This is a genomic window from Gemmatimonadales bacterium (assembly GCA_035502185.1).
GTDB lineage: Bacteria > Gemmatimonadota > Gemmatimonadetes > Gemmatimonadales > JACORV01 > Fen-1245.
Window position 1 is genome coordinate 105,121 of the sequence record DATJUT010000063.1, and the last position, 12,364, is coordinate 117,484.

Annotated in this window: 9 protein-coding genes; all 9 read left to right on the top strand. The window is 75.1% G+C overall.

Features of this window, described 5'->3' with window-relative positions:
• Positions 1–25: 25 nt before the first annotated feature.
• Entirely contained in the window at positions 26–928 is a 903-nt protein-coding gene (locus VMF70_08715) for a glycosyltransferase family 2 protein (protein ID HTT68097.1), read from the top strand.
• Entirely contained in the window at positions 925–2,481 is a 1,557-nt protein-coding gene (locus VMF70_08720; protein ID HTT68098.1) for an oligosaccharide flippase family protein, read from the top strand. The genes VMF70_08715 and VMF70_08720 overlap by 4 nt, the downstream gene beginning before the upstream one ends.
• Positions 2,463–3,527, top strand: a complete 1,065-nt coding sequence (locus VMF70_08725) for a class I SAM-dependent methyltransferase (GenBank protein HTT68099.1) — start codon at positions 2,463–2,465, stop codon at positions 3,525–3,527. The genes VMF70_08720 and VMF70_08725 overlap by 19 nt, the downstream gene beginning before the upstream one ends.
• Positions 3,524–4,537, top strand: coding sequence for a glycosyltransferase family 2 protein (locus VMF70_08730; GenBank protein HTT68100.1), 1,014 nt, complete (start codon positions 3,524–3,526; stop codon positions 4,535–4,537). Before VMF70_08725 ends, VMF70_08730 begins: the two co-directional genes overlap by 4 nt.
• Positions 4,534–6,261 (top strand): glycosyltransferase family 39 protein, encoded by a 1,728-nt coding sequence (locus tag VMF70_08735; protein HTT68101.1) that lies wholly within the window; start codon positions 4,534–4,536, stop codon positions 6,259–6,261. The genes VMF70_08730 and VMF70_08735 overlap by 4 nt, the downstream gene beginning before the upstream one ends.
• Entirely contained in the window at positions 6,258–8,279 is a 2,022-nt protein-coding gene (locus tag VMF70_08740) for a hypothetical protein (protein HTT68102.1), read from the top strand. The genes VMF70_08735 and VMF70_08740 overlap by 4 nt, the downstream gene beginning before the upstream one ends.
• Entirely contained in the window at positions 8,266–10,107 is a 1,842-nt protein-coding gene (locus tag VMF70_08745; GenBank protein HTT68103.1) for a hypothetical protein, read from the top strand. The genes VMF70_08740 and VMF70_08745 overlap by 14 nt, the downstream gene beginning before the upstream one ends.
• Positions 10,104–11,912 (top strand): hypothetical protein, encoded by a 1,809-nt coding sequence (locus tag VMF70_08750; protein ID HTT68104.1) that lies wholly within the window; start codon positions 10,104–10,106, stop codon positions 11,910–11,912. The genes VMF70_08745 and VMF70_08750 overlap by 4 nt, the downstream gene beginning before the upstream one ends.
• A gap of 215 nt (positions 11,913–12,127) precedes the next feature.
• A partial coding sequence (locus VMF70_08755) for a prepilin-type N-terminal cleavage/methylation domain-containing protein (GenBank protein HTT68105.1) occupies positions 12,128–12,364 on the top strand: 237 nt, incomplete at its 3' end.

Genomic DNA, 12,364 nt, shown 5'->3' on the forward strand with positions numbered 1-12,364 from the left:
GCCCGGTGGGCGTCGGGTCGGCGCGGTGAGCCCGCCGCGGGTATCGGCGATCGTCCCGACGCTGAACGGCGCGGCGACGCTGCCGGCCCTGCTCGCGTCGCTGGGGCGCGAGCGGGCGACGGGGCGCGGCCTCGCGGAGATCGTCGCCATCGACTCCGGCTCGCGCGACGGGACCGCGGAGCTGCTGCGCGGGGCGGGCGCGCGGGTGCTCGACCTCGGCGGCGCGGCGTTCGGCCACGCGAGCGCGCGGAACCGGGCGGCGGCCGTGGCCACGGGCGACGTGCTGTTGTTCCTCACTCAGGACGTGGAGCCGGCCGGGGACTCGTGGCTGCCACCGCTGCTCGCCGCGTTCGCCGACGGTGCGGTCGCGGGCGCCTTCGGGCGGCAGGTGCCGCGCGGGGCGTCGCCGGAGGAGGAATTCCTGGCGAGGGTCAACTATGCCGGGCGGCCCCGGCGGCTGACGCGCGCGGACCTGGGCACCGCGTTCGGGCCGGGGACGACGCTGTTCTCCAACGCTTTCGGCGCCGTGCGGCGGTCGGTGTGGGCGGCCATTCCGTTTCCCGGGGTGGTGATGAGCGAGGACCAGGCCTGGGCGCTCGCGGTGCTGCGGGCGGGTCACGAGATCCGCTACGAGCCGCGGGCGGAGGCGTACCACGGCCACCGGTCGGGCTTCCGGCGCGCGTTCCGGCGCAACTTCGACAGCGGCTCCTCGCTGCAGGCGCTCGGCCTCGCGGGCGGCGCCTGGCGGGGCGGAGGCGGTCACCTCGCGCGCGAGCTGCGCTGGGTCGGCACGCGCTACGGAACGGCGGCGCTGCCGCACGCCGTCGCCTTCGAGGCCGTGCGGATGCTCGGCTTCCAGTGCGGGAGGCTCGAGGGCCTGCTGCCGAAAGGGCTGGCGCGCCGGCTGGGCGAGGCGCCGCGCCCGTGACGGGAGGCGGGGTGCCCGCGGCGGCGACGCCGGAGCCGCGCCCGGCCGCCCGGGCGCGCGGCGTCGTCTCCAATGCGAGCCTCAATCTCGTGGCGAGCTTCCTGCCGCTGCCGCTCGCGCTGGTGACGGTCCCGGCCGTGATACGCGGCTTCGGGATCGAGCGCTACGGCGTGCTGGCCGCGGCCGCCGTCGTGCTGGCGTACGCGGCGCTCCTCGACGTGGGCCTGGGGCGGGCGAGCACGCGCTTCCTCGCCCGCGCGCTGAGCGAGCCCGGCGCGGCGGCGGCCGAGACCTTCTGGACCGTGGCCCTGATGGCGGCCGCGATCGGCGTGGCGGGCGGCCTCGGCCTCCTGGCCGTCGCGGGTCCCCTGGTGCGCCACGTGCTCCGGATCCCGCCGGCCCTGACCGCGGATGCCGTGGCGGCGTTCCGCGCCCTCGCCCTCGCGGCGCCCTTCGTCGTGCTGCTGCCGGCGCTGCTGGGGGCGCTCGAAGCCGGCCGGCGGTTCGACCTCGTCGCCCTCATTTCGGTCCCGACCGCGGCGCTCGGCCTGCTGGCGCCGCTGATGGTGCTGCCGTGGACGACGCGCCTGCTGCCGGTGGTCGTGACGATCGCGGCGGTGCAGGCTGCCGCCTGCGCGGCGACGCTGGCGGTGTGCCTGCGGGCCGTGCCGGAGTTACGGAGCGGCGGCCCGCGACTCGGCGCGGTGCGCGCCCTGCTGGGCTACGGGCGCTGGGTCGCGATCTCGAACGTGGTCGGGCCGCTGATGGTGAACGCCGACCGCCTCGTCATCGGCGCCGTGCTGTCCGTGCGCGCCGTGGGATTCTACGCCGCGCCGTACGACCTGGTGACCCGGCTGTCGCTGGTGCCCTCGAGCGCGATGCGCGCGCTGTTCCCCTTGTTCAGCGCCGACCGGTCGGCGGACGTGCGGGAGGCGAGGCGGCTGGCGGTGGACGGCGCGCGGGCCATCGCGCTGGTCATGGGCCCGCTGGCGGTGCTGATCGTGGCGCTCGCGCCGGACGTCCTGCGCGTGTGGCTGGGCGACGAGTTCGCGACCCGGTCCGGCGCGACCCTGCAGCTGCTCGCGGTCGGCGTCACCGTCAACGCGGTGGCGATGGTACCCTTCTGGCTGCTCCAGGGCATCGGACGCCCCGACGTGTGTGCCAAGTTCCACCTGGGCGAGCTGGTCCTCTACGGCCCGCTGCTGCTGGTGCTGCTCCGCTGGCAGGGCATCACCGGCGCGGCCGCGGCCTGGACCATCCGCGTCACGCTCGACGGAGCGCTGCTGCTGGCGGCAGCCCACCGGTTGGTCGGTGCCGCCGAGCACGCCGGCTCCGTCCGGCGACTGGCGTCGTACGGCGCGGTGCTGGCGGTCGCCGTGCCCGCGGCGTGGCTCGACGCGGCCGGCCGCGCGGGTGCCGGAGCGCGGCTCGCCGTCGGGGCGCTGCTCGCGGTGGGCACGGCGGCGCTCGGCTGGATCGTGGTTCTGCGGGCAGGCGAGCGCACCGCCGTGGCGGCGGCGCTCAAGGCTCGGCCGTGGCGTCGGGGCCGGTGATGGCGGGCCCTCCCGCCGCCGTGCCGCAGCCGCTCGAAGCGGCCGGTCCCTGCCCGGTGTGCGGACAGACGCGGCGCGCGGCCGAATACGCCGGGTTGACGGACCGGCTGTGCGGAACGCCGGGGACGTGGTCGCTCGCGCGCTGCACGGGCTGCGGCCTGCTGATTCTCGATCCCCGGTATTCAGCGGCGCACATCGCGAGGGCGTACGAGAACTACCCCTTCAACCTGGCCCTGCCCCTCGCCGCTCCGGCTCCGCGGGGCCTGGCCCGCGTGGTGCCGGCGGCGTATCTGGCCCACGCGTTCGGCTACGACGACGGCCTCGCGCGCTGGCAGCGGGCGCTCGCGCTGCTGGCCGTCCCGCGTCCCGAGGGCGCCGAGGCCGCGGGATTCTCGGTCATGTACCTGCCGCGCGTGGCGGGGGGCGAGGTGCTCGACGTCGGGTGCGGCGGGGGCGCGTTCCTCGAGCGGATGCGCGAGCTGGGCTGGCGCGTGGTGGGCGTGGAGCCGGACCCGCGCGCGGTGGAGGTGGCGCGCACGCGGCGCGGCCTCGACGTGCGGGAGGGCACGCTCGAGGAGCACCGCTTCGCGGACGGGCGCTTCGACGCCGTGACGTCGAGCCACGTGATCGAGCACGTACACGATCCGCTCGCGTTTCTCGGCGAGTGTGCGCGCGTCACCCGGTCCGGCGGACGGGTCGTGGTCGTGACGCCCAACACGGAGAGTCTCGGTCGGCGCCGTCTCGGCGTCGCCTGGATCGGGCTCGATCCTCCGCGACACCTCCACCTGTTCTCGCGCGCCACGCTCCGGCGCCTCGCCGCGCGGGTGGGCCTGCGCGTCCTCACCGCCAGGAGCAGCGTGCGCAACGCGGAGTTCTCGTGGCTGCTGGCGCGCGGGAAGCTCGCGGCCTGGCCGGAGCCGGGACAGCGGCCGCCAGGCGGCTGGGCCGGCCGGCGCGCCCGCGCGTTCCAGCTGGCCGAGTGGGCGCTCACCCGACTCGGCATCCCGGCGGGCGAGGAGCTGGTGCTGGTGGCCACCAAGCCGTGACGGCCGCGGCGCCGCGCGCGAGCGTGGTCATCCCGACCTGGAACGGGCGGGCGCTGCTCAAGGCCGCGCTCGATTCCCTGCGGGCGCAGAGCTTCCGCGACTTCGAGACCGTCGTGGTGGACAACGGGTCGCGGGACGGGACCGTGGAGATGCTGCGGGGCGAGTTTCCCGCCGTGGTGGTGGTGGAATTTCCGGAGAACCGGGGGTTCGCGGTGGCGGTCAATGCCGGCGTCCGCGCCGCCCGCGGGCAATACGTGATGCTGCTCAACAACGACGCCGAGGCGGATCCCGGGTGGCTCGCGGCGCTGGTCGCCGTGCTGGACCGCCGGCCCGAGATCGGGTCGGTAGCGTCGAAGATGGTGACGGCGCGCGACCCCGGCGTCCTCGACTCCGCGGGCGCCGCGATGGGGCTGTTCGCCTACGACATGGGACGCGGCCGGCCCGACGGGCCGCCGTTCGACCGCGGCCGGGAGGTTCTGTGCGCCTGTGCCGGGGCCGCGGCGTACCGCCGCGAGCTGTTCGAGGCGATCGGTGATTTCGACGAGGCGTTCTTCGCCTGGTTCGAGGACGTCGAGCTGGGAATTCGCGCGCAGCTGGCCGGCTTCGCGTGCTGGTACGAGCCGGCGGCGGTCGTGCGGCACCGCGCGCACGCCACGGCCGGGCAGCTCAGCATACCGAAGGCCGTGTTCATGGTGCGCAACGCGCTGCTGCTGTTCTTCCAGACCATGCCGCTGCGGCGGCTGGTGCCCTGGGGGCCGGTCATGCTGACCTGGCCGTTCCTCGACCCGCTGTTCAGCGGCTGGCCGGCGCGCGCCACCATCCGCGGGTGGCTGCAGTTCTGGCCGCTGGTGCCGCACGTGCTGCGGGCACGGCGCCGCACCTACGGTGGCCGCCGGGTACCGGTGGCGCGGCTCACCGCGCTGCTGGAGGATCCGCGGCCCGATTTCGGCCGTGCGCTCCGATTGCTGGTGGCCAGGCTGCGGGGCGCGAAACCCGGGAGGGCCGCGTGAGCGAGCGTCGTGTGCTGTGGCTGGTCGTCCTGGCGGCACTGGCCGTGCGACTCGTGCTGCTGGTGGCCCGGGGCGACTACATCGTCTACGACGAGGGCTACTATCTGCTGCTGGCGCGGAGCCTCGTGGCCGGACACGGATTCGCGCTCAACGGTCTGCCCCACGTCGCGCTCTCGCCGCTGCAGCCCGTGCTGGTGGCGCTGCTCTCGTTGACGGGACTGCCCGACCTGTGGGCGTCCCGGCTGCTGGCCGCCGTCTGCGGCAGCCTGCTGGTCCTGCCCGTGGCGGCGCTGGGTCGGCGAGTGGGTGGCGGCCGGCTCGCGCTGGTGGCCGCGGCGCTGACGGCCGCGACGCCCGCCCTGATGAGCTTCGTGCCGTTCTTCCCCGGCGAGAGCTGGAACCTCTACTTCGGCAGCGAGCCGCTGTTCCTGGTGCTCGCCTTCGGCGCCGTGGCCTCGGCGGCGCGGGCCTGCGAGGCACGCTGGCCGTGGTGGGTTCTCACGGGCGCGCTGGCCGGCGGCGCCTACCTCACCCGCGCCGAGGGTGCAGTGCTCGGTGCCGCGCTCTTCGCCGCGCTGGCGGGCGTCCTCGCAGTGCGGCGCGCCGGGGTCCCAGACTGGAAGCGGCTCGCCCTGGCCGCCGCGGCGGCCGTCGTCGTCACCGCCCCTTACCTCGGCTACCTGCGCGCGACCCTCGGCCGCTGGGCGCTGAGCGGCCGGGTGCAGGCGGCCGCGGTCGCCGACGCGGAGCTGCCGTCCGCCGTGCAGGGGGCGCGCGCCGGCGGCCAGGTGCTCGAGGGCTTCGTCTGGCAGGGCGAGCCGGATGCGTTCCTGCGCTCGCTCTACGGCCTCGATGCGTCCGGAGAGTGGATGGCGTCGCAGTACTGGGGCGTGCACCGGAATGCCGTGGCCGCGCCGGCGCCGAGCGCCGCCGGCATCGCATCGCCGCCGGCAGCCGGCGTGCCCTCGCCTCGCGTGGACTCCGCCCGCGCCACCGCTCCGCCCGCCCGCCGTGGCGCGGCGCTCGTGTGGTGGCGGGGGTTGACGACGGTCGTGCCGTGGTGGCTCGGTGCCCTCGCGCTCGCCGGCATCGTCGTCGGGTCCGCGCGAGCGTTGGCGTGGGTGCTCCCGCTTGCCGCCTGCGCCCTCCTGCCCTCTCTGCTCACCTACGTCGAGCCGCGCAGCCTGCTTCCGCTGGCCGTCCTCGCGGCGATCTACGGCGGCGCGGCCGTGCTGTGGATCACCGACCGGGTTCCGGCCGGGTGGCGCAAGCGCGCGCGACCCGCGCTGGTGGCTGCAACCGCGCTCGTGCTGGTCGAGCCGGCGGCGCGCGACCTGGTGCGCGCCTGGCCGCAGACCACGGCGCTTCAGCAGGTCGCCACGGCGCGGCGGGTGGTCGGCGAATACCTCGCGCGCCACCTGCCCCCGGACTCGGTGGTGATGAGCTGGCACCCCGCCGTCGCCCTGTGGGCGTCCCGCCCCTGGCGGGTGCTGCCGTACGCCTCGTTCGAGCGCACCGTCCGGTACGCGCGTGCCCAACGGGCCTCGGCGATCGTGTTCTCGCGCTTCGAGCCCTCACCCATCCCGCAGCCGCCGCGCGCCTTCACGATCGTGCTGCCGGGCGAGGGCGCGGCGTCGGGCGCGAGCGTTCAGCTCCAGCCGGTGGACGAGACGCCGCTGCTGTTCGTGGGCCGTCTCGCCGGGCCGGCGCGGGCGGGACCGTGAACGCGACGAGTCGCTGGCCCTCGATCGTGGTGCCGGCTGCGGTGGCACTCGCCGCGGCGTGGTCGCTGATCCCGGCCGGCGCCTGGTGGGCGGGCGCGCCGCTGGAGTACTACGCGACGGCCTGGCAGGCCTGGTTCTGGGGCACGGTCGTCGTCGGCGGCGGGGCGGCCGTCGTCCTGGTGCTCACGCGAGGTGCGGCGGCGGCGCGCATGCTCCACGCGTGGCGCCGGCTGGCGGCGCGGCCGCCGGCGGCGTGGTTCGTGGCAGCCGTCTCGGTCGTGCTGGCGGGCGCGGCGCTGACGATGTGTCTCGCCGTGTTTGCCGGCAACCCGCGCAACGTCGACGGCTTCGCCCAGCTGTTCCAGGCGCGGATCTTCCTGGCCGGCCGCCTGTGGGTGCCGCCGCCTCCGGCCGGAGAGATCGGGAACTTCGCCACGCTGCACATGATCATCGGCCCCGACCGCTGGTTTTCCCAGTACCCGCCCGGCCAGTCGCTCGTGCTGGCGGCCGGCCTCGCGGCCGGAGCCTGGTGGCTGCTCAATCCGCTGCTCGCCTTCGCGCTGGTCGCGGGCACGTATCGCACCGCCCGCTGGTGCGCGGGTGAGACCACGGCCCGGCTGGCCGCCGTCCTGCTGTGCCTGTCCCCGTTCGTGGTGGCGGTGTCCGGCAGCGAGATGAGCCATCTGCCCGCGGCCGCGCTCGGGATGCTCGCCGCGGCCGGCGCCACGGCCGCCGGGCGCGACTGGCGCCGCGCCGGGCTCGTCGCGGGCGCGCTGCTGGGCCTGGTGGCCGCGGTCCGCCCGCTGGACGCCGTGGCGGCGGCGGCGCCGGCCGCCGTCATCCTGGTGATGGCTGCTCCGCCGCCGCGGCGCATCGCGGTGCTGGCGGTCGCGGGCGTGGCCGGGGTCCTGCTGACGTTGCCGTTCTTCTGGTACAACGCGCACACCACGGGCTCCTGGCACGAGCTGGGGTACACCTATCTCTGGGGACCCAACCACTCGCTCGGGTTTCATCCGGTCCCCTGGGGGATCCCGCTCACGCCGGCGCGGGCGGTGGGGCTCACCAGCATCGATCTCCACCAGGTGGACGCGTACCTGTTCGACGCACCGTTTCCGATCCTGGTCCTGATCGCCGTCGCGTTCGTCGCCGCGCGACGCCGCCTCGAGGCGCGTGACGCGGTGCCCGTCGCGGGCGCGGCCGCACTCGTCGGCCTGCTGTTCTTCTACTGGCACCGCGACGTGTTCTACGGGCCACGGTTCCTGTTCACCGCCGTCCCCTGGCTGGTCGTGCTGGTGGCGCGTGGGCTGGTGCTGCTGCGTCGCACGGGGCGCGAGATTCTGCCGGGGGTCACCTCGGGGCACGCGGCGGTGTTCGCCTTCGCCGCCGCGATGCTGCTCGGACTCGTGACCGTGACGCCCGGCCGACTCGCGGCATACCGCCGGGCAACGCCGGTCTTCGACCTTCATCCCGACCGCGACGCGAGGCGCGCCGGCATCAGCCACGCGGTGGTGGTGATCCCGGACGGCTGGGGGTCGCGGCTGATCGTCCGGATGTGGGCCCTCGGCGTGCCGGCCCCGCGCTCCACGCGCCTCTATGCGGCGATCGACGCCTGCACCCTCGAGCAGGCGCTCGACCGGGCGCAGGTCGGCGGACCGAGCGGCGCGGCGCTGGTCGCGAGGCTGGACAGCCTCGCGGCGCTCGGCCGGCCGGGCGTCAGGACGGGCGCCACCCCGGATCCCAACCTGCGCCTCGAGCCCGCCGGCACGCTGGCGCCCGCGTGCCGCGGCGAGTTGGCCCGCGACTCCGCGGGGATGCTGGCGTTCGCGCCGTTCCTGTACCTGAACCGCCCCTCGCTCGACGGCGACGTGGTGTGGGCACGCGACCTCGGGCCGTGGAACACCGCCCTGTTCGCCCGCTATCCGGATCGCGCCCTGTACCGCTATGCCCCGCCGACACAGGGCGGGGCTCCCGTGTTCACCAGGCTCGCCAGGCCGGTCGAGGCCGGTGCCGTCCGCTAGAGCGCTGGGGCTCGTGCTGTCCGTCGCCCTGGCGGCGTCGGCGACCAGCCTGTTCAACGGTTTCGTCTACGACGACGTGCAGGTCATCGAGAAGGACACGCGGATCCACTCGCTCGACAGCGTGCCGGCCCTCCTCACGGCGCCGTTCTGGGGCAGCGACTACCGCAACACCGCCTATCGGCCGGCGACCACGCTGGCCTTCGCGCTCGACTGGGCCGCCGGCAAGGGGCAGCCGGCGGTCTTCCACGCGACCAACGTCGCGGTCAATCTCGCCGTGGTGGCCCTGGTGCTGTTCCTCGCGGCGCGGGTCCTCACTCCGGCGGGATCGCTGATCGCCGCGCTGTGGTTCGCGGTGCATCCGGTGCACGTGGAGGCGGTCGCGAACGGCGTCGGCCTCGCCGAGCTGCTGGCCGCGGCCGGCTACCTCGCCGCGCTGCTGGCATACCTCGCCGACGGCTCGGCCGCCGGCGCCGGCGTGCGCGGCGGTCCCCGGCGCGCCTGGCTGACGGTGGCCGTCCTGGTGGCCTCGGCCGTCGCGTTCGGCGCGAAAGAGAACGCCATCACGCTCCCCGCGGTGCTGCTCCTCGGCGACGCCTGGCAGGCGCGCCGGGAGGGGCGGCCGGTGGGCGGTGCGCTCCGGAGCCACGCGTTCCTGCTGGCCGCGGTCGTGACGCTCGCCTTGGGCTACCTGGCGGCGCGCGCGCACGCCCTCGGACCCGAGTTCGGCGGCGGCGCCGTGGCATCCGGCATCGAGGGCGAGTCGCCCGTGGGCCGCGCGCTCGTCATGGCGCCCGCCGCGCTGGTGTGGTTGCGCTGGCTGATCTGGCCCGTCCACCTGTCGGCCGACTACCTGCCGGACGTGTTCGTGCCCAGCGCGCGGCTCGGTCTTGCGCAGGTGGCAGGACTCGTGGCCGTGGCGCTGGCCGCGCTCGCCGCCTGGAAGGTGCGGCGCCGCCTTCCGGGCGTGACGGTAGGGTTCGTCTTCGGCCTGGTCACGGCTTCGCTGGCGGCCAACGTGGTCGTGCCGACGGGCGTCCTCCTGGCCGAGCGGCTCGCCTACCTGCCGTCGGTGGGAGCGGCGATCGCGGTCGGTGCCCTGTGGGAGGCGGCGCCCCGCGGGCGCTACACCTGGCCGGTGACGGCGACCATCCTGGCGTTGCTCGCGGCGCGGACCATCGAACGCATCCCGGTCTGGCGTGACGAGCAGCGGTTTCTCGCGGCCCTGGTCCGGGACGCGCCCGAGTCGTACCGGACCCACTGGGCGCTGGGCGCGGAGGCGTTCCGGCAGGGGAGGCGCGCCGACGGCGAGCGCGAGATGCTGACCGCCATCCGGATCTATCCGTCCGATCCGGCGGTGCTGCAGGAGCTGGGCGAGCAGTACCTCGAGGCGGGCGTGTTCGCGCCCGCGTCGCGCTTGCTGCTCGCGAGTTACCGCGTCGATACGACGCGCAGCGATGCCGCCGTACGCGGGGTGTTCGCGCTCCTGAAGGGTGGGCAGCCGGACTCGGCGGCGCGGGCCGGCGCCGCTGCGCTGCGACGGTTCCCGGAGGCCGTGCCGCTTCTCGTCGTGACCGAGCAGGCGTACCTGGCGTCGGGCCAGCCCCGCCAGGCGCTCGCTCTGGCGCGGCGCGCGGTCTTCCTGGTTCCGGGGGGCTGGGGTTACCAGCAGCTCGCGGGCTCCGCGGCGGCGAGCGACGGCCGGTGCGATGAGGCGCGGGACCGCCTCCAGCGGGCGGCCGCCCTGGCGCCCGCGGCCGCTGCCGCTGGTCCTCGCGCGCTGCTGGCCCGGCTCCGGCCGGGCGCGCGGTGCGGACTGGACCCGACGTGACGCGCGCGCATGCCGCCTGGCTCGCCGCTGCCGCGGCGGCCCTCGTCTATCTGTCGGCGCTCGGCAACGGCTTCGCGCTCGACGACGGCCCGGTCGTGGAGCGGAACCCCGCCGCGCACTCGGTCGGTGCGGCCGTTCACGCCTTCCACCACGCCTACTGGCCACCGGAAAACGGCGCCGGCCAATGGCGCCCGCTGGTGATGCTCTCCTTCGCCGTGGATTGGCAGGTCTCCGGGGGCAGCCCGGTGTGGCTGCACGCCGTCAACATCGCGTGGCACGCTGCCGCCACGGCCCTGGTCGTGCTGCTGCTCGCGCTGTACGTCCCCGCGCCGGCCGCGCTGGCCGGCGGCCTGGTGTTCGCCGTGCATCCGGTGCACGTGGAGGCGGTCGCCAACCTCGTGGGCCGCGCGGAGCCGATGGCGGCCGCGCTCCTGCTCGCGGCGCTCCTGCTGGGCCGCCTCGTCCGGCGGCGGCTCGAGCAGGGCCGTCCGGCCTGGCCGGCCGAGATCGGCCTCGTGGCGGCGGTGGGCGGTGCCCTGCTGTGCAAGGAGCATGCGGCGGTGGCCGTCGCGCTGCTGGCGCTGGACGACTTCGCGTCGCGGGAGCGGATCGCGCGGCCCCTGCCGTGGCGCGACTACGCCGCAGTCGTCGCGGTCACCGTCGTCTGGTTTCTGCTGCGCCGGCCGGTGGATGCCGGGGCCTCGTTCGCGATGGTGGCGCCGACGTTCTTCGGCCTCGGCGCCGTCGGGCGCGTGAGCACGATGCTGCCGGTCGTGTTCGTGCTGCTGCGGCTGCTGGTGTGGCCGTTCAGCCTGGCGCCGGACTACCTGCCGCCGCTCGTGCCGCGGCTCGAGCATCTCACGGTGCTTGGCGTTGCGGGCGGGCTGCTGCTGGCGGCGCTGGTGGTGCTGGCGGTGGCGTCGTGGGGCCGGCATCGCGCGCTCGCGGTGGGGCTGCTGCTGGTCGGCATCGCGTGGCTCCCCACCTCGAACCTGCTCTTCCCGACGGGCGTGGTCATCGCCGAGCGCACGCTGTACCTGGCCTCGGGCGGCTTCGCCCTCGTCGTCGCGGCGGGGTTCGAGGAACTGGAGCGTCGCTGGGGTCGTCGAGCGGCGAGCTGGCTCGCCGCGGCCGCGGTCGTGGCGTTCGCCGCGCGCACCGCCACCATGGCGCCGATCTGGCGCAGCAACCGGGATCTGGTGCTGTGGGGGCTCGAGACGCATCCCGAGTCCTACCGCCAGCACCAGGCTGCCGCGCGCGCTCTCGCGCGCATGGGCGCCCTCCCGGCGGCCCTGCACCAGTACGACCTCGCGATCGAGCTCTACCCGCTGGACTACAACGACATCGCGGAGGCCGCGAGCGCCGCACTGGACGCGGGAAGGCCGCGTCAGGCGCTCGGCTACCTGCGGCGGTCCGGGGCAGCGAGCGGGCCTCAGGCGCTGATGGAGGTGCTGACGACCCGGGCGCTCCTCGGCGTGGATTCGGCCGCCTCAGCGCTGCAGCACGCGCGTCGCGCGGTCGCGCTGGCACCCCGACAGGCCGAGGCGTCGCGCGCGCTGGCGTCGAGCTTCGCGGCGCTCGGCCAGCGGGACAGCGCGCTCGCCGTGTGGCCGGCGTTCCGCCGGCGCGGTGGCTCCGCGTTCGGCGGATGGCTCGGCGAGGCGTCGCTGCTCGCCGCCTTCGGAGAGAATGTTCGCGCCGGCGCCGCCCTGGATTCCGCCGCCCGGCTTTCGCCGCCCGACAGCGCGTCGCGAGCGGCGCTGAACGCAGTGCGGATTCTGCGCGGAGCTTCGACTCCGCACTGACCGGCCCTTTGCGAGCGGCGGCATGCCTTGCAGAACGCAAGGCGAAACCCCACTGCAAAGCTCGTTCCTCCAGTATCAATCCGTCGGCATGTCCTTGGTGAACAACGTGTTACGTCAGAACAGTGGCGAACGGCATAGGGGTTGCCCCTACCGGTCATTGCGCTCCTGATGGTCACCTCAAACGACGAGTCGAGTTCTCGTCAAAGGAGTCTCCAGTGCGCGGCACCAAGGGCTTCACCCTGATCGAGCTTCTGATCGTGGTGGTGATCATCGGCATTCTGGCCGCCATCGCGATTCCGAAGTTCGCGAACACGAAGGAGAAGGCCTACATCGCGGGCATGAAGGCCGACCTTCGGAACCTGGTCACGGCCCAGGAGGCGTACTTCGCCGACAACGTGACCTACGCGTCGGTGCTGTCGAACCTCAACTACAACGTCTCGGCCGGCAACACG